Source organism: Halomonas sp. XH26, assembly GCF_024138895.1.
GTDB classification, from domain to species: Bacteria; Pseudomonadota; Gammaproteobacteria; order Pseudomonadales; family Halomonadaceae; genus Vreelandella; species Vreelandella alkaliphila.
Map to the genome: position 1 here is coordinate 1257007 of NZ_CP071889.1, position 20729 is coordinate 1277735.

The following is a 20729-nucleotide window of genomic DNA, read 5'->3' on the forward strand; positions in this document are numbered from 1 at the left end:
AAATGCCTCTCATTTTTTCATCCTGGGAGCCTAATTTTATGGTCTACGACGTCGTCGTCATTGGTGCAGGAGCCGCTGGTTTAATGTGTGCGGCTCAAGCGGGTTACGCGGGGCGTCGTGTACTGTTGGTGGACCATGCCAACAAAGCGGGCAAGAAAATATTGATGTCTGGAGGAGGGCGCTGCAATTTTACCAATCTTGCGACTACGCCTCAGAATTTTTACTCGGAAAATCCGTATTTTTGCATTTCTGCGCTAAAGCGTTACCGTCCTGAGCATTTTGTGTCGTTGATAGAGCGGCATGGCGTTGAGTATGTGGAGAAAGCCCCAGGCCAGCTCTTTTGTGCGAGCTCCGCTAAAGACATTGTTAGCGTCTTACTCACCGAGTGTGAATGGGCCGGCGTCGAGGTGTCGCTCAGCACGTCAATTTCTAGGCTGGAGCGAATGGGGGATAGCATGCGCTTAGCCACGTCGTTGGGAAGCATCGACGCGGGTACGGTAGTGATTGCTACGGGGGGGCTTTCGATACCCACGATGGGGGCGACAGGATTTGGTTATGATATTGCCCGTCAGTTTGGCTTAGATGTTCTGCCTACCCGTCCAGGTTTGGTGCCGTTTACCTTGAGCGATAGTTGGAAAGAGCGCGCAGCAGCACTTTCTGGGGTCAGTGTGCCATGCGAGGTTAGCTGCAATGGGAGGCGCTTTAAAGAGCCAATGCTATTTACTCATCGTGGCCTGTCAGGCCCATCGATGCTGCAAATTTCCAGCGTTTGGCAACCTGGTGACACTATCACTATTAATTTACTACCCAGTGAACATGCTGCTGACGTTTTACGTCATGCACGTCATGCGACCCCTAAGCGTCAGCTGTCCACTTGGCTGGGAGAGCGTTTTCCAAAGCGCTTTGCCCAAGCATTGCTAGAGTGGTACCCAGACGCCAATCTTACCAGCCCTCTGGCAGAGTACAGTAATGATGCGCTTGATCATTGGGCTCAGCGGCTAAACCAGTGGCAGTTAAAACCGTCAGGTACAGAAGGGTGGCGAACAGCGGAGGTAACAATGGGCGGGGTAAGTACGGAAGCGATTTCATCAAAAACATTTGCAGTGAAAGACCTACCGCAGCTTAGGCTTATCGGTGAAGTGCTAGATGTGACGGGGGAGTTGGGGGGGTACAACTTTCAGTGGGCTTGGGCAAGTGGTGTCGCTTGCGGGCAGGCGTGCTGATGAGTGTAAAGAGCTGGGCCGTAAACACGTAGAGCATTCAAGATTAGCGTTTATAAAAACGGCCCAGCGACGTTCTCAAAAAAATATCATTTGTAGCTTGTTAACTAGCCACTTTCGCTAGCAACTTCAGTTTTCGTATCAACATGTAGCTAGCCAATGCTTTTCTGCCAACCGCCATTGCGCCACCTGGATGGCGTAAAATACGCAAAGCAGCGACGCCACCAATCACATACAAAGGTATTTTAAGGCTGCGCCAGTTCTTGTCTAGCGGTGAGGCTGCCTTTGTCAGTGTATCGCTATCAATCAATATATCGATACGCTGTTGCTCTAGCTCCGCTAACAAGGCGGCTTTGCGTTCTGCTCGGCTGGGAGGCTTATTGACGGTGTTGGGTTGAGTCATCCTCATTTACCTCCAACAAGGCTCGGTCAGCGGAGAGTTGCTTAAGTGTTTCTTTTAACAGCGTATGTTGCTTGGCTTGACGAATAGCAATAACCGCTAGTAAAAAACTTAAGGCAATAAGAACGCCTGCACTCACGCCAATCGCAGTAAGCCGATAAGTGTCCCAAAACAGTACGACTACCAGCGCGGTAAGTGTCGCGACGCCTAACAACAGCAACAAAAGGCTAGCCCCTGCTAACAAAAGCAGGGTCAATAAACGAGCGCGCTCCTCTTCTAGTTCTAAAACCGCCAAACGAAGCCGAGTTTCACCATTAGCAATTAATGATTTCAGCAGACGTTTGGCGGCAGAGAAGACGCGTTGTGTTGGCCCTAAAGCCATTAGCGACGACCGAGAAGCATACCCACCACTAGGCCAGCTGCGGCACCAATACCAATACTAGCCCAGGGGTTTTCGTGCACGTAACGATCACAGCAATCAACTTGCTGAGACAGCGTTTCACGAGTGTCTTCGTAAAGTCGCTCGCCGCGAGCTTCTAAGCGCGCTCGGGTGTCTTTCAGTCGTTTTTCTGCGCGCTCACGAAGGTCACGCATCTCGCCACTTGCATCTTTTGACGTGGCATTCATTAACTCTTCTACGGTTTCACTCAGGTGGCGGAGATCTTCCTTCAACTGGTCAGCACGAGCAGAGGTATCAGTATTACGTTTAGCCATGATGTCATCCTTTGACGAGTGAATATGAATAAGTGACAACTCCAGCATAGCAGCCGTCAACTATAAGACAACCTCGAGCGCTAACGGTTCAGCCCAGTAGCACTGAACAGGGGATTTAAGCTAAAGCCTATGCTGAGACGATGCACACGATTATTGTAGTCAATCATGCTCTCTCCGTAGCCGTAGTAGTACTGTAGATGGGCACGCACATTGTTAAAAGCAGGCCAGCTGTAGTCTATTTGAGTGCCATAGTTACCCGCACTTGGGTTGCCGCGCAGTTGCCCCGCGACCTCGTGGTTACCATTGAGTCGTTTTGCCAGGCGGATATCGCCATACCCGACAAAGCGTTCAATGTCTGGGTTGTCATCGTCGCCTTTGGACTCAGGTACGCGCCAGTGAGGAGCGAGTGAAAGTGCCCAGTCACCGCGTTGGAACGTGCTTTCTAAATAAACTCTGTTCCAACTGCGTGAGAGTGGATCCGAGCGGCCGTTAGACTGATGAATGAAGGAGAGACGATTGCGCGTATTTACCCAGCCTAATGCGCTCCAGGCGTTATCAAAATCAATAAAAATTTCAGGCTCGTAGTTAGTTTCCCGGAAGGGGGAAGAAGCATCGGTATTATAGGCTTGCCACCAGCTTCGCTGTGTGTAGGCGAAATAGACATCGCCAATGTCGCCAAACACATCCTCTGCAAGGTTGAATTTGGCGCTAAACTGAAATTTCACTTCGACGTCGTTAGGTGAAGAGTCTTCAGAAATGCTACTAAAGTTTTCAGCGTTCTGGTTGGTGCTATAACTAATCGGGAAAAGATAATTAGTTCGGTGAGTCGTAATGGCGAACGGATTACGAGTTGACTCATGCTCAAATTGGCGTCGCTCACTGAGATCCTCAAGCGCCATTTCTTCTGGAAGCAGCTGCGAACGGACTGTGGGCTCGTTTCCTGCCGGATCTTCAACATGTTGCAGCTGTTGGCGCAACTGATAAAGTTCGGTGTTGAGCGCGCGGATACGAGCTTCAATTTCCTCGCGTGTCTCTGCAACGGCGCTTTCAGTGCCTAGCAAAACAATTAAACTTGTTAACAGCAGTTTTCGAATGACCATCAAAATGGCTCGCAAATAAATAAAAGGCAGTTATCAGAGTCTCTTCTATACACGCCACTCGCGTAAGTCAACTCCCCCTGTGCGTCAAACGCGTTAGATTGCGTAAGAAGCCAGAACGCCTGACAATGGCAATCTTCCTGATTGGAGTAGTATACATGTCGATGAGGCATATCTAACGTGGTCAAAAATGCACTGAAAGCACTTCCATGGCTCTTCCTTATTTATCTATTGTTAACCATTCCTGGTGCCGTATACGCTCAGGCTGCGTTGCTTGATCAAGTCCCTTCTGAGGAGCAGCTATCTGAGCGATTAGCGGAACTTGAGTCTCAGGAAAGCGAGCTAACCACCGAGCAAAGTCAGGTGAAGGAAGCTTTATCGGCTGCGTTGCAAAGCTATGAACGCCTTCGCGCGGTTGAAGAGCGCATTGAGGCGTTAGAGCAACGGGTTGTCCAAGCGCCCGACATATTGCTTCGCCTAGAGCGTGAGCTAAACGAGGCGGAAGAACAAAGCCGACAGTTATCAGTGGATAATCTTAGTGATATGCCGCTGAATGAGCTGGAAATGCAGCAGGCAGAAGCGGTGGTAGAGCTCCAGCAGCTTCAAAGCCAATTAGCCGAAGCTAACTCTCAGCTATTGGCCGCGCAAACACTGCCTGAGCGTGCTCAGCAAGCAATTTCAGATGCTTTGCAGCGAGCTGAAAATTTACGACGCCAGTCTGATGAGCGAGAAGCCTTGCTGGGTGATCGTCAGCTATCGGCACGCCACGATGCGCAATTAATTCAGTGGCGCATTGAGCGAGCCCTTGCAGAACAGGAAGTAAACCTGAATCAGCGTGAACTAAGCGCCAACAGTCGGCTGCGAGAGTTGGCTCAGGAGCGCCGGGAACTCATTGAGCTTCAAATAGACCAGCAGGAGCAGCAGCTTAATTTATTGCAAGGCGTCATTGATCGCCAGCGGCGGCTTCAATCCGAACAGGCTATTGCCGACGCAGCAAAGAATGATCCACTGATCGCTGAAGGACACCCTGTGGTGCTCAATGCTCAGCAAACGAACCAAGCGCTGAGCCTTGAACTGTTGCGAACGACGGATAGAGCGAATGGCATTATACGTGAAAATATTGAGGCCCAGCGCCAGTTGGATCATGTGCGGCAACTTCAGCGAAGCCTGAACGAACAAATTGATGCTATTCGTGGTAGCCAATTGTTGTCGCGTATTCTTAGAGAACAGCGCCAGTCGTTACCTTTAGTCGCGCCAAGGCGTGATTTGCAAGATGAAATTGCCGATTTGCGTCTCAAGCAGTTTGATTTGATTCGGCAGCGTGATCAATTGCGTCAAAGTGATCGCTTGGCAGCCCAGCGTTTGCAGGAAGCTGGGGTTGATGTCACGCCTGGGTTGGTGGACTCACTGACGCGACTTTACCAGTCACGCCGTGAATTGGTAGAGCAGCTTGAACAGTCTTACAGCAGTCTGCTGAGTGCCGCTATTGAGCTTAAACTTAATCAACAGCAGCTATTAGAGACGACGCGAGATTTACGGGCGACCATTGATGAACAGCTATTCTGGGTAGCTAATAGTCGTCCTCTAGATTTCAATTGGTTACGACAAATTCCCCACAGCCTTCAACTGGAGTGGCGAGAAGGCGAGTGGCGGGCGGTTTTGCCCTCTCAGTGGAAAGGTTTTTCTTGGAGAATGCTGATTGGCACGCCGCTTATTTTGCTTGGCGTGGTTCTGGTTGGGCTGCGCCGGCGAATTAAAGCACAGCTTGCGCTCATTCACTCACAAATTGGTCGACTGAAAAGTGATACTCAGTTGCATACCACCAAGGCGGTGCTGCTAAATGCTCTTCTTGCGTTGCCTGGGCCGTTGGGATTGGCAGGTATTGGCATAGGCCTAAGTGAGGCTGAAGGTGCACTGGCAAGCAGTGTTTCGCCAGCGCTTCTGCAACTGGCGCTTAGTTGGGTTGTCGTGGCCTGGGGCCGTCGGCTCCTCGTTCATGATGGGGTTGCTGAGCGCCATTTCACCTGGGCTCCTGCTTATACAGCGCGGTTGCGTAAGCTGCTGGGTGGTTTCGGACTAGCGTTAGCGCCAGTGGTCGTTATTGCCGCGCTCTCTGGACAAATGGAAACACCGCTGGCGTTGCGCCCAGTAGCGATAGGGATTTTTGCCGCGGGCTTGGTGGCAATGAGCTGGTGGTTGGCACTATTAATCCTGGCCCATGTGCCATTTTTCGGTGTACGACTCTTTCGGTTGGTGTTAGGTCTAGCGATGGCTTCAGTGCCGCTAGTACTCCTTGGGCTTGTGGTGTGGGGATATGAGTATACGGCGTTGCGGCTGGTTGCTCGCTTTGCAATCACCCTTTACCTGTTGGGCTTGTGGGTCGTCGTTGAGGCCACTGTCGTGCGTAGTTTAGCCGTTGCAGCACGGCGGCTAGCTTACCGACGAGCGCTCGCTAGACGTCGTGCTCAAGTACAAGAGGGCGCAGAAGGTGGGGCGGAGGTCGTTGAAGAGCCACCTTTGGATATGGAGAAAATTAACTCTCAGTCGCTACGCTTATCAAAGTTGATTTTGTTGATTGGCTTCAGCGCCCTGCTGTATCTGGTGTGGGCAGACCTGCTGGCGGTACTGAGTTATTTAGACCAAGTTTCAATATGGGATGCACAAGAGGGTAACTTGGTTGGAGACGCACTATCGATTTCCGATGTGTTTACCTCGCTACTTGTGATTGCCATCACGTTTATTATGGCGCGTAACTTGCCTGGCTTGTTGGAAGTAATGGTGCTTTCACGCTTGTCATTAAAACAGGGTAGTGCTTATGCCATTAGTTCTCTGCTTTCTTATACCATTGTTGGTACTGGCGTAGTGATGGCGTTGGCCACTCTGGGTGTTTCCTGGAATAAATTGCAGTGGTTGGTGGCGGCGCTGAGTGTGGGGTTAGGTTTTGGTCTTCAGGAAATATTCGCCAACTTTATTTCTGGCTTGATCATTCTGTTTGAGCGACCAATTCGGATTGGTGACACTATCACGCTGGGTAATCTTCATGGCACGGTAAGCAGGATTCGCATCCGAGCGACTACCGTGACCGACTTTGACCGAAAAGAAATTATCATACCGAATAAAACGTTTGTGACGGACCAGCTCATTAACTGGTCACTTTCGGATAACGTGACCCGCGTGGTGCTGACCTATGGTGTTGCTCATGGGTCTGATCTGCCTTTAGTGCATAAATTGCTGCGCCAGGCTGCCGACGAAAATGAACGAGTGTTAGAAGACCCAGAACCTCAGGTTTTCTGCCTTAACTACGGGCCGCACAGCCTGAATTTTGAGCTGCGCATTTTCGTTAACGATTTGCTTGACCGCCTGTTTGCGGCTGACGAAGTTAACTGCCGGGTCGACGAGCTGTTCCGTGAAGCGGGCGTTAAGGTGGCCTTCGAGCAGATGGACGTGTGGCTGCACCGCGACCGAGGCGAGTCAGTTAAAGTGCAGTCAGCTAACCGACTGCCTCCTGCTAACCTAAGCTAATAACTAGGTTAGCATCGGGGGGGGCTTGTGTTTAAGTACTGGTTTTTAAACGCTTGGTTCTCCATGTTTGGTGGCGAACAGTAAAAACTCCCGATTACCGTCACCACCGGTAATCGGGCTTTCCTGCCAGTGACTAATGACTAAGCCGCACTCTGTACAAGCATCACTTATCTTTTGTTCTACGTCTGCATAGTGGCTAGCGTTACGCACGATGCCACGCTTATCCAGTGAGCCTGGTGCTAACTCAAACTGTGGCTTTACCAATGAGAGTAGTTGCCCTCCAGAGGAGAGAAGGGAGGCGATCTCAGGCAAAATCAGGGTTTGCGAGATGAACGAAACGTCCATCACGGCTATATCGATAGGGTGTTTAGCCACGGCGTGTTGAAGGACTGTCGATGATGCCATGTGACGAGCATTTAAGCCTTCAAGACACGTGACTCTCGGGTCATCACGTAAGCACTCGGCTAGCTGGGTATGCCCGACTTCAACACCGATAACATGTCGGGCGCCAAATTGAAGTGAGCAATCGGTAAAGCCTCCCGTTGATTGGCCAACGTCTAACACGTTGCACCCTTCCAGGCGCATGTTTAGAGCGTTAAGAACGCCCTCTAATTTTAATCCTGCCCGGGAAACGTAACGCTCCTCCGGGTCTTCATCAATAAGAAGCGGAGTATCCAGCGGCCATTTTTCAGATGGTTTTACGAGTGGCGTGCCATCTTGAAGAAACACGCGACCGTTGCGAATTAATCGCTGCGAGCGTGTACGTGAACTGGCCAGCCCTTGGCTGACCAATAATTGGTCTAATCGTGTTAGTTGAGTCATCGTCGTCAATATGGCGGTTATTAAACGCTGCTAGCGAGTCTCGCTACGGAGTATGTGGCCCTTTGTCTGCCTGCAGTTCGGTAGGGGGTAAGCGGCTAGCTCCCCAGCTGCGATGCAGATAGCCTTTTACAGATTCAAGTTCTTCTTCCGTTACTGTGGCCAGCTCGCCACGCTCCAACGGATCAAAGTGGTAAATATATAATCGAGACGTGAACTGTGCGAAGGGGAGCGAGGCTTCGCCAAAGCGTTCTCCGTTACCGGAGGTGCTAACTTTAACGCCGTCTCCCCAATCTTGGCCGCTGTCGTTATTGGGGTTGTAAAAATAGATCCTCATCACATCGTTGGGATCTAACGAGGCGCGCAAAATGGTAATTGCATGCCAACCAATAAACCGGGCAGCACTGTCAGTGACGGCAATACCGGCAGGCTGAGGATGAATTAGCGGTTGGTTGCCATTGTAGTAAGGATGATAGCTGGCGTAGAAGTGACGAATAAAGCTATCCACACCGCTAAGTTGGCCGGTGGCGACATCAACGTTGATGCTAAAGCCCCGACCTGACCACCACCCGTGAAATTCTGGGTTAACCCAGCGGTGGGGATCGCCTTCGCGGCCAATGCAGCGCCTGCCCATCTCCGCGTAAATACGGTCAAGATGGGGGACAACGATCAGCGAGGCTGGGTCAAGGTCCATCGGAAGCTCGGAGGCAACGCCTGAGGCGCTCTCCATTGAAGAGATTGGCTGACCCTCGAAATGCATAATGATTTCATCATCACGCGCAGCCCAAGCCACCATTTGCAGTAGATAGTCAGGGTCGTTATAAGCCCACATAGAAAGCGCTCTCGCTGACTGGCAGGTAGGGTTGTTGCCCTGTCCTACACCCAGCGGCAGTCCTAACATGCAAAGCACACCTTCAATTAAACGTGCGCGGGGTGATGCATCTTCACCATAGGCAAGATTCAAGCGTGCTTCTGACCACTCTGAAAGCTTTAGATTTAGCTGCCGCCACATCGCTGGAGCAACCGGGGGCTGATAGAGAATGCCCCGTTCAAGTAGCAGTGCCAAGCCATACACTGCTTGGGCGGTGGCGGGATAAACACCACCGCGAATTAGTGCATGCACCAGCTCGCGATAGCAGAGTAGACAGTCGCGCCCCGTCGAAGAGAGACCTAATGCCTCTGATAGAAGGTGGTCGCCCTCTTCGAGTAGATAGCGCATCAGTATCGTGTGATAGGGCGATACCAGCCCTGTGTCATGCATCGCACGAGCGAAGCCAGTGGATTCCGCTTGCAAAGCCGCGTTATCCATACGTTCCAGTCGTTCACGGTACAGCTCAACGCCGGGGTCTTCACGACAAGCTTGGGTTGGTCCGAAAAGCGAGCTAACCAGCCTGTCAGCCCCTTGACCACTTGCCCCCAAATCAATTGCTGGATTAACTTGGCACAGCGCAATTTGGGTGATCATCTGTTTTATGGCGTCAACCTGAATAGGGCGCTGTTTTAAAATGCGCCATATTTCATCAATTAGCTGATCAATAACGTGTTCGTAGCCAATTCGGTCGGCTAGGTGTTGAAACAGTTGCCGGGGAATAGTCGCTAATCGACCCTGGGTTTCCCGTTCGGCTTCGCTAGGTGCGTTAAATAACAGCCACAGATTGATGGCCATTACTTGGGTTAAATAGTGGTGTGCATGCTCTTGGGATACCAGAGCATGTAAGTAATCACCTTTGGCGACTGCTAAAAGTCGCAGCTCACTCAGCGCCTCAATAACGACCACATTGGCGTCAGGGCTTTTCAGAGAGAACGTTGTGAGGGTAGGTACTAGGAACTGTGGGGTTTCCCAGTCTGAGCCTGCAAACACACCGGCGGATTCAAAATCCGCCGCGCGTGCTTCGAGGGCAGCGCAGCCGCCCTCCTGCATCAAGATTCGGCGCGCAGTATCCATTACGCGGGGCAGTTTCGCCGGTTTAGAAAAAGCAGGCGCCTGCGAAAGCAGGCGCACCGCATCATCAAATTTGCTCAGCAATCCATTGAGCTTGCCATCTTCAGTTGAAGATGCCTCTTGATTGATCGTCACATTGACTCCTTATCCCAGCCGAGGCAGGGATTATACATAGAAGTCGAGGTCTTCTTGGCGTTTAAGCAGATCACGCAGTGTGTGTGCGTCTTCGCCTTTAAAGTAGACCAAGCCCCAGTGGGTACCAAACGCCGTACGTTTAGTGACGGTTTCTTCAACCGGTGATGTCAGCTCGTGGGATTCAAAATAGGGGTGATCCTCTGTTTCTTCAGGAATCTCCAGGCGGCTAACAACCCGGCGGCGGGGATAAACGCCAAAGCAGCCCGCGAACCCATCTGCGTCCACCACTTCTTTGGGAAAGAAGGCAGCGACTTCTTCTTTTGTACTTTTAGGATCGAATACCAGCATAGACGCCTGATAGGCGTTAAATCCGTAAACCCGCTCGAGAAGTTCGAAGACTTTAAAGCCGGGTGGGCGGTAAGCGACTTCGCCAAAGTACATTTCACCGTCGCTGGTGACAAAGTACTCGGGATGAATGAGACCGAATTCAATATCAAACGCTTTGATCAGCTTTTCGATTTGTGCCGTAATCTGTTCGCGGTATTTTTCAAGCTCTGGAGACGCGGGCACAAATACTGAGTAGCCAAGTGTGACGTACTCTGAAATATTCAGGAAAGCGATTTTTCCATCGTGAATCCACGCTTCTACGGCGAATTCCCAGCCGTCTAAGTGAGACTCCATCAGCACAGGGAATTCTTCGTCTGGGATAGTATCGACTTCATCCGGTGTGCGAATAACGCGGTGGCCAAGACAGCCAGCCTTATCGAACGCCTTCAGGTGGATAGGGTCGTTGGGGTCGCCATCCAACTTGAGTAGCGTCTGATTAACGCGTTTAAGAAAGCGCACTACGTCATCTTTATCGTGGGCTTCTTCGAAAATACCCACGCGAATGCCACCAAGCTGGGCGCGGCGCTTCATCAATGCTTTGTCGCGAAGCAACAGCGATTGCCCGTAAATACGTGGATTGTCGAGTAGTACTGAATTAATAGCGCCTGCCCACTCAACGGTTTCCTCATAGAGCGGGATAGCGACGTCGACGCCTTTTTCTTTCAGCGTTTCAGCAATTTCGATGGAGCGATCATTGAGACGCTCAAAATTCCAGGGAACGTAGGGGATGTCATGTTTCTGGCAGTACTCCTCGGCCCAATCGGGTGCAACCACGATGTAGCGGCGGTCAAAATTCTCAGCCGCTTCGATCGCATTGAGGCTCCAACCTAGTAGGGCGATATAGCCCTTATTGGGATCCTTTTGCATGACGGTGACTCCTGTGGGTGAGTGAATAAAGTTGCCATACCACTTACTTCACCATACACGATAGGGCCTTCCGTCGGCTAATTAGCAGCCTCTGAAGGTGAAAGTAGCCAAAAATAAGCGCTTTTGAGGGTGGCATACTAAAGAGCAAACCCCTGAGTATGTTAGGCTAGGCTCCTTAACATTATGTTCAAGTGGCAAGAGGAATAGGCCAAGATGGCGGCCAAGCCGATCTACCGTGTGGTGGTTCACCAGCAGGGTGAAATATGGGATTTATACGTCAGAGAAATCTTTCAAAGCGAACTCTGGGGCTTTATTGAAGTCGAGGAGTTTGTCTTTGACGATGCGTCGCGGGTTGTTGTTGATCCAGGGGCGGAAAAGCTACAGCGTACCTTTGAAGGTGTTAAGCGCAGCTATCTGCCGCTTAACGCCATTGTGCGTATTGATGAAGTAGAACGTGAAGGCCCTTTGAAAGCAGTTAAAAGCGATGCTCGCGTCGCAGAGTTTCCTCGTCCCTTTCCATTGCCGCCTCGTGGAGAAGGGTAAGCGCCTAGACAAGCGCACCGCTTTGAGCGATACGCGCGAAGGCTTCGTCTGCCTCGCGCGTTTTTACAATCAGGACATGACGTTATGCAAGTAAATAAACTTCGTAGTAGTTGTTACGCCACTGCCGTTGGCGTGTTGTTGAGTATCGGAGGAACCCCCGCATTTGCCCAGTCTGATAACCAAGCTTGGGTAAGCGATGAGTTAAGCACGTATGTGCGTAGTGGCCCCACCGATGGTTATCGCATTGTGGGAACGTTAAATGCAGGTGAGCAGGTCGAAGTGCTTGAAACAAGCGGCGATTATACTCGCGTACGTAGTAATAGCGGCGATACGGTGTGGGTGCTCAGTAGCGAGCTACAGCAAGACCCGAGCGCCCGTGAACAGTTACCCGTACTACAAGCCCAAGTCGATGAGCTTACCCAAGAACTAGATGGTATTAACGATACTTGGGATCAGCGCGTTTCTTCTATGACGGAAACACTTGATATTCGTGAAAAGCGGATAGTCGAGTTAGAAGCGCGTAACCACGAGCTTGATAGTGAAGCAGAGCAGTCTCGCCAGCAGGTGCGTGCCTTACAGGCGCGTCTAGAGACCCAGGAAGAAGATCTGCTGATGCGCTATTTCATGTACGGCGGTGGGGTTGCCGGCGCTGGGTTATTAGTGGGTCTGATTGTCCCCCATTTGCCGCGTCGTCGTAAAAAGAGAGACCGCTGGTTTTAAAGCGACGTAAAAAACAAACGTTTTGTGTAAATTTCGAGCACGAGGTGGCCGCAATGGAAAACCCCTGGCGCCAACGTTGGCAAGAGGGACGTATTGGCTTTCATTTGTCCGATACACACCCGGCGCTTGTCCAGTACTGGCCTACGCTTAATGTGACGCCTGGGGCCAAAGTACTTGTGCCGTTATGCGGAAAAAGCCTGGATATGCGTTGGCTAGCAGATGAAGGGCACCCCGTGTTGGGGATCGAGTTGGCTCCTGAAGCAATAGAGCAGTTTCTGGCCCAGCGCAATGCGAGTGTATCGCGCTATACCCAGGCAGGTTTTAATGTCTCACGCCAGGGTAGCGTTGAATTGTGGTGCGGCGATTTTTTTCACTTGCACATCAAACAGGCAGCGGAAGTGGGCGCATTTTATGACCGAGCTTCATTAATTGCACTGCCTCCGGCTACCCGAGAGCGCTATGCCTTCCACCTTGCCCAATTAGTGCCGCCTGGTGCTAAAGGGTTATTAGTGGGGTTAACTCACGATGAAGACAATGCAGGCCCGCCTTACAGTGTGCCCAACAGTGAAATTGAGCATTTGTTTATGCCCAACTTCCGTGTTGAACTGGTTGAGAATAGAGAGGCTGATGAGCGGGGACGCAGCGAAAGCGTTTGGGTCCTGGAGCGTCGTGGCCCGCACCTATAAATCTGCCCGTAAAGCGGGCAGATGTTCTCAGAATAAGCTATCAGGATAAAACTGTTTAGCGAGCGAGTAAGCGGCCCAGCTCTGGGTCACTAAACGCACGATTTAAACCATCACTTAACAAATCGTTTAGCATGCGTGTATTGGCATCTTCGCCGGGCTTGATGGCATAGCCTTGGGTGCGTCGCGAGGTGTAAGTGCCGGTATACGTCGTGCCTTTATTCTGGGCGATTGCCCGAAAAACCCCTTCAATACGCGCTTCGCCGACTAGCGGCTGTCCGCTGTTACCTCTGGCATAGTTAAGGCTTGCAAGTTCAAGAGTAATGCTCGGGCGGCCTTGGGCAGCATCGCGAGTAGGAGTGAACCCCATATCGCGCACAGCGCGTTCTGCTTCGGCTTGCAACTGCGGAATGAGCTCATGACTACTCACGGTAATCTGCGCGGTAGACATACTGCCACCTGAGCGTGTTCCAATCACTTCACTTTCCCTGGCATCAGCAGCTATCACGGTGACTTGCTGGCCAGAGCCTGTCTGCGGCACGCTGGCGCTGCGCTCTGGGCTTAGCTGTAGGTACTGAGGGCTAGCGCAGGCTGCTAGCAAAACGCTGGTAAGCAGCGCACCAGAGAGGTGTAAAAAATGGCGCCGACGCATGGTCTTCCTCCGCTATGGTTAAAACGTCAGTATAACGCGGGTAGTGTGCTGGCGGTATGTTCTGGTGGCGTGGGTTGTGCCGTCGCTTTCAACGCCGTGTCGGGAGAAGCGCCGTCAGTGATATCGAACAAATGCGTTAGGCTGTTTTTGCTGTCTTCATAGTGAGTACAAAATAGGCATAGCGATGACGTTCACAGATCTGTTTGAAAACGACGACATGAAGTTGATTAACCTGCTTCCACAAGATGGGGCGGTTTATTACCACGGCAAAATTCTAGATGTGGCCACTGCCGATATGTATCTAGCTAAATGTCGGGGCGAACTAAGTTGGGAGCATGATCGAGCGTTTATTTACGGAAAAGAGATCGTTACTAAGAGGAAAATAGCCTGGTATGCGGATGAGCCGATCTCTTATACATACTCTGGATATACGAAGATGGCGTCAGTGTGGCCTGGTTTTTTACAAGAGATTAAGCAGGTAGTGGAGAGTAGCTGCGGTGAAGTATTTAATTCGTGCTTGTGTAACTTCTATAGTTCAGGCGCGGAAGGTATGAGTTGGCACAGTGATGCTGAAAAAGACCTGGTTGAGAATGGCGTGATTGGAGCGTTGAGCCTAGGTGGCGAAAGGAGATTTTCGTTTAAACATAAAAAAACAGGGGAGAGTCTATCGCTTAATCTAGAGCACGGTAGTCTGTTGGTGATGAAAGGTGCCACGCAGCAAAACTGGCTACATAGCCTGCCTAAAACCAAGAAAGATTGTGGGCCGCGGGTGAGCCTAACGTTTAGGCAAATGCGCTAACCAGCTGTTGATACAGGCTGATAACTTATCTGTCGCGAGTCAAAGAAAGGTAGGAGGTGGCAGCTCTAAATCGGTCGCGAACTAAAGCTGCCCTCTGCTTGTGCCGTTGTTGGCATGCCCTAAGCGGCGCGGCTTTGCGCCGCCACTTTTGACTCTGTTGCGGGGAAACGGTGCCATTGCCGTGGATGGACGAAGAGGCGTTGTCCGCGGCGCATCTCAAGCTGCTCAAAATCAGCATGGCGCACCGTTGCAAGCCACGGCTTAGCCAGCCAGTCGGCTTCCAGCTCAACACGCACTTCAGCACCTACCGGTGAAATGGCCGTAACCGTCACCGGCAGATGACTCTCTGCACTAGGCTGCTGGGCAAGGCGCACTTCATGAGGGCGTAGCAATAGCTCTTCGTCACCGTCAGGCAAGTCAACAGTGAGATGAGCGTCGCCGCAGGTGAGCACGCCTTGATGTACTTTGCCTTCTAAGTGGTTAACGTCGCCAAGGAATTCAAATACAAAACGATTTTTGGGCGAACGATAGAGCGTTTCAGGCGTATCAATTTGCTCGATACGTCCGTTACTCATCACCACTACACGATCAGAAAGCTCCAGCGCTTCTTCTTGGTCGTGGGTAACAAACACACTGGTAAAGTTAAGTTCTTCATGCAGGCGGCGTAACCAGCGTCGTAGGTCCTGGCGCACCTTGGCATCCAGCGCACCAAATGGCTCATCCAAAAGCAATACGTCAGGCTCAACGGCCAGGGCGCGTGCAAGTGAAACACGTTGCTGCTGGCCGCCAGAGAGCTGGGCAGGCAAACGGTTAGCTAGATGCTGCAGCTGAACCATTTCCAGCAGCCTAAAGACACGGGCACGAATCTCGCCGTTGGATGGGCGGCGCTTTTTGGGCATCACGGTTAACCCAAAGGCTACATTGTCGTACACGCTCATATGGCGGAAGAGAGCGTAGTGTTGGAAAACAAATCCAATGCGGCGATCGCGAACGTGAACATTGGTCACATCGCGGTCGCCGAACAGTATTTTACCGGGTTGAGGAGAGCGGTCAGCGCTCTCCAAGCCGGCAATAATACGTAAAAGTGTGGTTTTTCCTGAGCCAGACGGGCCAAGCAGGCCGACTAGTTCGCCTTCATGGATGTCCAGATTGATCGGCTCAAGCGCCTGGGTGTTGGCAAAGTGCTTGGAGATGTTCTGTAGGCGAATACTCATAAAAATGCCTCCTGGCGCGCTGCGCGCCATTCCAGGCCTGCCTTGGCCGCAAGGGTTAACAGGGCAATAAGGGCTAGCAGCGCGGCGCTAGCAAACGCGCCCACCGCGTTGTAATCCTGATAAAGCTGCTCTAGATGCAGCGGTAAGGTGTTGGTCTTTCCGCGAATAGCCCCGGCGACCACCGAAACGGCACCAAATTCACCCACGGCACGCGCGTTGGTGAGGATGATCCCGTAGAGCAGTGCCCAGCGAATGTTAGGTAGCGTGACACGTCGGAAGGTGGTCCAGCCGCCAGCGCCGAGGGTCACGGCGGCTTCTTCTTCTCGGGAACCTTGGGCCTGCATAAGCGGAATGAGTTCGCGGGCCACAAACGGGCAGGTCACGAAAATAGTTACCATTAAAATGCCGGGCCAAGCGAACATCAGTTGAATATCGTGGGTATCTAGCCAACTGCCAATCCAACCGTTACGGCCATATAGCAACAGATAGATAAGCCCAGCCACTACGGGGGAAACGGCAAATGGAATATCGATCAGCGTTTGTAAAATACGCCGGCCCGGGAAACTGAAGCGGGTAACCAGCCACGCCAAGGCGACACCAAATACTAGGCAAATCGGTATGGTTAATAACGCAATGACGAGCGTCAGGCCAATCGCGTGCAGGGTGAACGTATTGCTAACGTTGGCCCAAAAGACCATCACGCCTTGGGAGAAGGCTTGGGCAAAAATTGCCACCAAAGGTAGCAGCAAAAATAGCGCTGACAGCAACAGAGCGGCGCCAATGAGTAAACGCCGCACAGCGGGTGCATCACCTATCCGGCGCATTAGCCTGTTCCTCCATGCAAGCGGCGCACAAAGCGGCCTTGCCAAATATTGATCACCAACAGCAGTGCCAGTGACACAAAGAGCACGACGGAGGCAATTGCGGAGGCACCAGCGTAGTCATACTCCTGCAGTTTGACGAAAATCATCAGAGCAGTGATTTCGGTTTCGTAGGGCATATTGCCCGCGATAAAAATAATCGCCCCGAACTCACCTAACGAGCGCACAAAGGCTAGCCCAGTGCCAGTAACGAGAGCTGGCCACAGGTGCGGCATAATCACACGCCGAAACGCCACGCCATCGGTTGCGCCAAGAGACATCGCTGCTTCATCAACTTCTGCGGGTAAATCCTCCAGCACCGGCTGTACGGTGCGTACCACAAACGGAATACTGGTAAACGCCATGGCCAGTGCAATACCTACCCAGGTGTAAGCTACTTGGAATCCTAGCGGCTCTAATAAGCTGCCCATCCAGCCGTTACCCGCATACAGCGTAGCGAGGGTAATACCTGCTACCGCTGTGGGGAGTGCAAAGGGCAGATCCATTAAGGCATCTAGCAAACGCTTGCCGGGAAACTCATAGCGAACCAGTACCCAGGCAAGTAGTAAGCCAAATACCGCATTAACCAGCGCCGCGACAGCCGCTGCTCCTATGGTGACCATGTAACTGGCCACCACACGGCCTTCGGTAATAATGGCCCAGTATTCGGCAAGGGTAAGCCCTGCCAACTGGCCAAACAGCCCGGTGATCGGGAGAAGAAGGACCAGCGAAATAAACAGGACGCTGATCCCCATAGATAGGCCAAAGCCCGGCAGCACGCGTGCGCTGCCGGACCGCCATAATGCTAGCTGGCTCATGGGGTTCCGTTAACGACGTTGCAGTTGATCAAGTAGGGCGCCGCCTTCAAAGTGGTTTTCCATTGCTTCTTCCCAACTGCCAAACACATCTTCAACTTCAAACAGTTCGGTATCAGGGAATTGATCGGCAAATTCGGCCACAACCGTTTCGTCGTGAACGCGATAGTTAAAACCTGCCAGCAAGCGCTGGGTGTCTTCACGGTAGAGATACTCAAGGTAGCTCTGGGCAAGGTCGCTGTTGCCATTGCGCTCAGCATTTTCACCCACCACTGCAACGGGGAACTCTGCCAGAATACTGACCGGCGGCACGATGACTTCGTAGTCGTCGCTGCCGTATTCGCTACGGATGTTGTTTACTTCTGATTCAAAGCTGATCAATACGTCGCCAATGCCGCGTTCGATAAAGCTAGTGGTGGCGCCACGGCCGCCGGTATCGAACACTGCAACATTGCGCAAGAAAGTACGCATGAAGTCCTGGATTTGCTCTTCATCACCCTCAAATTCGTTCTCGGCAAATCCCCAGGCGGCTAGGTAGGTATAGCGGCCGTTGCCGGATGTTTTGGGGTTAGGGAAGACCATTTGCACGTCTTCTTTCACCAGGTCATCCCAGCTCTCAATACCTTTCGGGTTGCCTTTACGCACCAAAAACGCCGTAGTGGAGTAGTAAGGGGATGCATTATTGTCGAATGCGTCTTGCCAGTCTTCGGCCACTAGGCCTGCATCCGCAAGTACTTGAACATCCGTTACTTGGTTAAAGGTAACGACATCCGCACGCATACCTTGCATAATCGCGCGCGCTTGCGCTGAAGAGCCGCCGTGGGATTGGCTAATGGCAATCTCTTCACCGTGCTCTTCTTGCCACCACGCTTGGAATTCCGGGTTGATAGCCGAAAACAGTTCACGGGCAATATCGTAAGAGGAGTTCAGTAACTCGCGTTCTTGCGCCATCGCCGTGTTTGAAACAGCTGTGGCAGCCATAGTAGCGCCAACAGCGGTGGCTATCAGGCTGCGGCGCAGGCCAGTACGGAAAAAAGTGGATCGCGTCATTACAGGCTCCTTACATCTGGGGGCGATTTAATCGCAATGAGGATAAGGTTAAACCTGTGATTGTGGAATTACAATTATGTTTTATATTCTATTTGAGAATATGTATTTAAAGATACGCATTCATTGCTGGCTGAGCTTTAACGGCATGGAGATGGGGCTTCTTAGGTGGCTCTGGTAAGATAGGGGCCTTCCTTTTCCCCTGTTAACCTAGGAATGCACTATGAGCGCTGAGCAGGACTTCCTGATTGCCCCTTCGATTCTTTCCGCTAATTTCGCGCGTCTTGGTGAAGAGGTCGACAATGTGTTGGCCTCCGGAGCCGATATTGTCCATTTCGATGTCATGGATAATCATTATGTGCCGAACCTGACGATTGGGCCGATGGTCTGCAAAGCTCTGCGCCAGCACGGCGTGACGGCGCCTATAGACGTCCATCTAATGGTTAAACCCGTGGATCGTATGATCGGCGATTTTAGTGAGGCCGGGGCGAGTTACATTACGTTTCACCCGGAAGCTTCTGAGCATGTTGATCGCTCGTTACAGCTAATACGCGATAGCGGCTGCAAAGCAGGGCTGGTATTTAATCCGGCAACACCGCTTTCGTATCTCGATTATGTCATGGACAAAATTGATATGGTGCTGTTGATGAGCGTTAACCCAGGCTTTGGCGGTCAGTCATTCATTCCTGGCACGCTGGATAAATTGCGTGAGGCCCGGGCACGTATCGATGCCTCAGGTCGCCCGATCCGCTTAGAAATCGACGGCGGCGTTAAGGTAGATAACATTGCTGATATCGCCGCTGCGGGTGCTGACACCTTCGTCGCTGGTTCAGCTATTTTTAACGCTCACCAGTCAAGCGACCCGCACGGTTACGATAGCGTTATCCAGCAAATGCGCACCGAGTTGGCAAAGAGTAACGGCTAAGCGAAAAGCTCAATGCAATTTCATGCGGGGCTTTAAGTAGCGGTTTAACTTATCAACCAGCCATGCGAGTCCCGTTTTGGGCGCGCCATGAATAGATAGCTGATGCATTCGATAAAGTGAAGCGTAGGCTTGGCGCGCTAACCAGCCCTCTAGAAATAGCCCACGAGAGGCGGAGCTGCGCATCAAGTTTCCTACAGCATCGTAGCGGGCGAGCGACACCAGCGAACCGTGGTCACGATAAGTAAAGCTTTGCAGTGGTTTGCTATCCAGGCAGTGCATCAGGTTTTTGGCGAGTAACTTTGCCTGTTGATGAGCAGCCTGTGCCCGGGGCGGCACGGAGCTGCCTTCGCCCTGAGGGCAGTCGGCGCAGTCACCGATGGCAAAAATATAAGGATCATCCACGCTCTGCAGCGTTTGGTGGACGCTAATTTGATTTTTCTTATTAGTGGTTAGGTCTAATTCAGCCAAAAATGGCGGTGCTTTGATGCCTGCTGCCCACACGTTCAGGTCTGTTTTGATAACCTCGCCGTCGCCTGTTACCAGTTGATACTGCTGAGCTTCTTGAATAGCGGTACCGACGTGAACGGTGACGCCCATACTTTCCAGTTCTTGCTGCACTGTTTCGCTAATACGCTCTGACAAACCGGGCAGCAGGCGGGGGGCAGCTTCGATGAGGTGTACGCTAATCGTTTGGTGGTCAACAGCGGTTACGCCGTAGGCGTTAAGCAAGCGCGAAGCATCTAGAAGCTCGGCAGAAAGCTCTACGCCCGTTGCGCCACCGCCTACAATGCCAATGGTCAGTTCAGCGTTTTGGCGCAGCGTTGAATCGGTATAACGCAAAAAGGTATTGATCATATCGCGCTGAAACGCTTTGGCCTGCTGAGGCGAATCAATAAAGTGGCAGTGTTCTGCAACGCCCGCTGTTCCAAAATCATTGGAAATACTGCCGAGCGCTATTACTAAATAATCGTAAGTTAGTTTTCGAGAGGGAAGGACTTCGACGCCGTCTTCATCTTTGATTGGTGCTAGGTGAATGACTTTTTGTTCGCGATCAAGGCCATTTAAAGAGCCGCGTTGGTAGCGGTAATGGTGCGCGGAAGAGTGGCCGCGGTAATCCACTTCATCCATGCTGGAGTTCAATACTCCGGTCGCGAGTTCGTGTAAAAGCGGTTTCCATACATGGGTGGCATTGCGATCTAGCAGGACAATCTCGGCGCGCTTTTTTTTGCCTAGCGTACGTCCTAAGCGTGTTGCTAGAGCAAGCCCGCCAGCGCCACCGCCGACAATCACAATTCGGGGGATGGTCATTACTTTCTCCTCGGCTAATATGGTCACAGCATAGAGCTTTCGGGCGTGGTTGGCGACGTG

20 protein-coding genes are annotated in these 20729 nt (G+C 51.8%); 7 read left to right on the forward strand and 13 right to left on the reverse strand.

Annotated features, from left to right (window positions below):
- Positions 1 to 38 precede the first annotated feature (38 nt).
- Positions 39 to 1223, forward strand: a complete 1185-nt coding sequence (locus tag J4377_RS05785) for an NAD(P)/FAD-dependent oxidoreductase (RefSeq protein WP_038482754.1) — start codon at positions 39 to 41, stop codon at positions 1221 to 1223.
- A gap of 100 nt (positions 1224 to 1323) precedes the next feature.
- Here the strand turns inward: J4377_RS05785 and J4377_RS05790 are convergent, their stop codons facing one another.
- The 4 genes from J4377_RS05790 to J4377_RS05805 form a co-directional block, all read right to left on the reverse strand.
- Positions 1324 to 1623 (reverse strand): YqjK family protein, encoded by a 300-nt coding sequence (locus J4377_RS05790; RefSeq protein WP_038482757.1) that lies wholly within the window; start codon positions 1621 to 1623, stop codon positions 1324 to 1326.
- On the reverse strand, positions 1598 to 2002 hold the full coding sequence (locus tag J4377_RS05795) for a phage holin family protein (RefSeq protein ID WP_095602296.1): 405 nt from the start codon (positions 2000 to 2002) through the stop codon (positions 1598 to 1600). The genes J4377_RS05790 and J4377_RS05795 overlap by 26 nt, the downstream gene beginning before the upstream one ends.
- The gene (locus J4377_RS05800) at positions 2002 to 2334 is read right to left on the reverse strand and encodes a YqjD family protein (protein WP_030070257.1); all 333 of its coding nucleotides are present in this window, start codon (positions 2332 to 2334) and stop codon (positions 2002 to 2004) included. The genes J4377_RS05795 and J4377_RS05800 overlap by 1 nt, the downstream gene beginning before the upstream one ends.
- 80 nt (positions 2335 to 2414) lie before the next feature.
- Positions 2415 to 3434 (reverse strand): phospholipase A, encoded by a 1020-nt coding sequence (locus J4377_RS05805; RefSeq protein WP_038482765.1) that lies wholly within the window; start codon positions 3432 to 3434, stop codon positions 2415 to 2417.
- 177 nt (positions 3435 to 3611) lie between these two features.
- Here J4377_RS05805 and mscK point away from each other — a divergent pair, with 177 nt between their 5' ends.
- Positions 3612 to 6953: a mechanosensitive channel MscK gene (mscK, locus tag J4377_RS05810; RefSeq protein WP_253487361.1), complete on the forward strand. Its 3342-nt coding sequence runs from the start codon at positions 3612 to 3614 to the stop codon at positions 6951 to 6953.
- 45 nt (positions 6954 to 6998) lie between these two features.
- Here mscK and J4377_RS05815 read toward each other — a convergent pair whose 3' ends face one another.
- From J4377_RS05815 to J4377_RS05825, 3 genes are read right to left on the reverse strand one after another with little or no spacing between them, the layout of a single operon-like run.
- Positions 6999 to 7775: a TlyA family RNA methyltransferase gene (locus J4377_RS05815; protein ID WP_253487363.1), complete on the reverse strand. Its 777-nt coding sequence runs from the start codon at positions 7773 to 7775 to the stop codon at positions 6999 to 7001.
- A gap of 43 nt (positions 7776 to 7818) precedes the next feature.
- A complete protein-coding gene (locus J4377_RS05820) occupies positions 7819 to 9849 on the reverse strand; it encodes a hypothetical protein (protein WP_231658583.1) in 2031 nt (676 codons plus the stop codon).
- A gap of 30 nt (positions 9850 to 9879) precedes the next feature.
- Positions 9880 to 11103, reverse strand: a complete 1224-nt coding sequence (locus J4377_RS05825; protein ID WP_038482777.1) for an acetyl-CoA carboxylase biotin carboxylase subunit family protein — start codon at positions 11101 to 11103, stop codon at positions 9880 to 9882.
- A gap of 213 nt (positions 11104 to 11316) precedes the next feature.
- Between J4377_RS05825 and J4377_RS05830 the strand changes: the two genes are divergently transcribed.
- The 3 genes from J4377_RS05830 (at position 11317) to J4377_RS05840 (ending at position 13052) form a co-directional block, all read left to right on the forward strand.
- The gene (locus tag J4377_RS05830; protein WP_009100748.1) at positions 11317 to 11646 is read left to right on the forward strand and encodes a DUF1820 family protein; all 330 of its coding nucleotides are present in this window, start codon (positions 11317 to 11319) and stop codon (positions 11644 to 11646) included.
- An 84-nt stretch (positions 11647 to 11730) separates the two neighbouring features.
- A complete protein-coding gene (locus tag J4377_RS05835) occupies positions 11731 to 12366 on the forward strand; it encodes a TIGR04211 family SH3 domain-containing protein (RefSeq protein ID WP_253487365.1) in 636 nt (211 codons plus the stop codon).
- Positions 12367 to 12419: 53 nt separating this feature from the next.
- Complete coding sequence (locus J4377_RS05840; protein WP_253487367.1) at positions 12420 to 13052, forward strand: thiopurine S-methyltransferase; 633 nt, start codon at positions 12420 to 12422, stop codon at positions 13050 to 13052.
- Between the two features lie 55 nt (positions 13053 to 13107).
- Here the strand turns inward: J4377_RS05840 and J4377_RS05845 are convergent, their stop codons facing one another.
- Positions 13108 to 13701, reverse strand: a complete 594-nt coding sequence (locus J4377_RS05845; protein WP_095602290.1) for a YajG family lipoprotein — start codon at positions 13699 to 13701, stop codon at positions 13108 to 13110.
- Between the two features lie 184 nt (positions 13702 to 13885).
- Here J4377_RS05845 and J4377_RS05850 point away from each other — a divergent pair, with 184 nt between their 5' ends.
- Positions 13886 to 14500, forward strand: coding sequence for an alpha-ketoglutarate-dependent dioxygenase AlkB (locus J4377_RS05850; protein ID WP_253487374.1), 615 nt, complete (start codon positions 13886 to 13888; stop codon positions 14498 to 14500).
- A gap of 119 nt (positions 14501 to 14619) precedes the next feature.
- Here J4377_RS05850 and J4377_RS05855 read toward each other — a convergent pair whose 3' ends face one another.
- The 4 genes from J4377_RS05855 to cysP are packed head-to-tail and all read right to left on the reverse strand — an operon-like array spanning position 14620 to position 18439.
- A complete protein-coding gene (locus J4377_RS05855) occupies positions 14620 to 15714 on the reverse strand; it encodes a sulfate/molybdate ABC transporter ATP-binding protein (protein WP_253487375.1) in 1095 nt (364 codons plus the stop codon).
- On the reverse strand, positions 15711 to 16538 hold the full coding sequence (cysW, locus tag J4377_RS05860; protein WP_038482796.1) for a sulfate ABC transporter permease subunit CysW: 828 nt from the start codon (positions 16536 to 16538) through the stop codon (positions 15711 to 15713). The genes J4377_RS05855 and cysW overlap by 4 nt, the downstream gene beginning before the upstream one ends.
- Positions 16538 to 17392: a sulfate ABC transporter permease subunit CysT gene (gene cysT / locus J4377_RS05865; protein ID WP_253487377.1), complete on the reverse strand. Its 855-nt coding sequence runs from the start codon at positions 17390 to 17392 to the stop codon at positions 16538 to 16540. The genes cysW and cysT overlap by 1 nt, the downstream gene beginning before the upstream one ends.
- Positions 17393 to 17401: 9 nt before the next feature.
- The gene (cysP, locus tag J4377_RS05870) at positions 17402 to 18439 is read right to left on the reverse strand and encodes a thiosulfate ABC transporter substrate-binding protein CysP (RefSeq protein WP_038482802.1); all 1038 of its coding nucleotides are present in this window, start codon (positions 18437 to 18439) and stop codon (positions 17402 to 17404) included.
- A gap of 220 nt (positions 18440 to 18659) precedes the next feature.
- Here cysP and rpe point away from each other — a divergent pair, with 220 nt between their 5' ends.
- Positions 18660 to 19361 carry a ribulose-phosphate 3-epimerase gene (gene rpe / locus J4377_RS05875; RefSeq protein WP_038482805.1) on the forward strand — a complete coding sequence of 234 codons (702 nt, stop codon included), beginning with the start codon at positions 18660 to 18662 and terminating at the stop codon, positions 19359 to 19361.
- 9 nt (positions 19362 to 19370) lie between these two features.
- Here the strand turns inward: rpe and J4377_RS05880 are convergent, their stop codons facing one another.
- A complete protein-coding gene (locus tag J4377_RS05880) occupies positions 19371 to 20669 on the reverse strand; it encodes an NAD(P)/FAD-dependent oxidoreductase (RefSeq protein WP_253487379.1) in 1299 nt (432 codons plus the stop codon).
- Between the last annotated feature and the right edge of the window lie 60 nt (positions 20670 to 20729).

Coding starts and splice junctions, on each gene's coding strand:
- J4377_RS05785 (WP_038482754.1), top strand. CDS start 39: ATGGTCTACGACGTCGTCGTCATTGGTGCAGGAGCCGCTGGTTTAATG.
- J4377_RS05790 (WP_038482757.1), bottom strand. CDS start 1,623: ATGACTCAACCCAACACCGTCAATAAGCCTCCCAGCCGAGCAGAACGC.
- J4377_RS05795 (WP_095602296.1), bottom strand. CDS start 2,002: ATGGCTTTAGGGCCAACACAACGCGTCTTCTCTGCCGCCAAACGTCTG.
- J4377_RS05800 (WP_030070257.1), bottom strand. CDS start 2,334: ATGGCTAAACGTAATACTGATACCTCTGCTCGTGCTGACCAGTTGAAG.
- J4377_RS05805 (WP_038482765.1), bottom strand. CDS start 3,434: ATGGTCATTCGAAAACTGCTGTTAACAAGTTTAATTGTTTTGCTAGGC.
- J4377_RS05815 (WP_253487363.1), bottom strand. CDS start 7,775: ATGACTCAACTAACACGATTAGACCAATTATTGGTCAGCCAAGGGCTG.
- J4377_RS05825 (WP_038482777.1), bottom strand. CDS start 11,103: ATGCAAAAGGATCCCAATAAGGGCTATATCGCCCTACTAGGTTGGAGC.
- J4377_RS05830 (WP_009100748.1), top strand. CDS start 11,317: ATGGCGGCCAAGCCGATCTACCGTGTGGTGGTTCACCAGCAGGGTGAA.
- J4377_RS05835 (WP_253487365.1), top strand. CDS start 11,731: ATGCAAGTAAATAAACTTCGTAGTAGTTGTTACGCCACTGCCGTTGGC.
- J4377_RS05840 (WP_253487367.1), top strand. CDS start 12,420: ATGGAAAACCCCTGGCGCCAACGTTGGCAAGAGGGACGTATTGGCTTT.
- J4377_RS05845 (WP_095602290.1), bottom strand. CDS start 13,701: ATGCGTCGGCGCCATTTTTTACACCTCTCTGGTGCGCTGCTTACCAGC.
- J4377_RS05850 (WP_253487374.1), top strand. CDS start 13,886: ATGACGTTCACAGATCTGTTTGAAAACGACGACATGAAGTTGATTAAC.
- J4377_RS05855 (WP_253487375.1), bottom strand. CDS start 15,714: ATGAGTATTCGCCTACAGAACATCTCCAAGCACTTTGCCAACACCCAG.
- cysW (WP_038482796.1), bottom strand. CDS start 16,538: ATGCGCCGGATAGGTGATGCACCCGCTGTGCGGCGTTTACTCATTGGC.
- cysT (WP_253487377.1), bottom strand. CDS start 17,392: ATGAGCCAGCTAGCATTATGGCGGTCCGGCAGCGCACGCGTGCTGCCG.
- cysP (WP_038482802.1), bottom strand. CDS start 18,439: ATGACGCGATCCACTTTTTTCCGTACTGGCCTGCGCCGCAGCCTGATA.
- rpe (WP_038482805.1), top strand. CDS start 18,660: ATGAGCGCTGAGCAGGACTTCCTGATTGCCCCTTCGATTCTTTCCGCT.
- J4377_RS05880 (WP_253487379.1), bottom strand. CDS start 20,669: ATGACCATCCCCCGAATTGTGATTGTCGGCGGTGGCGCTGGCGGGCTT.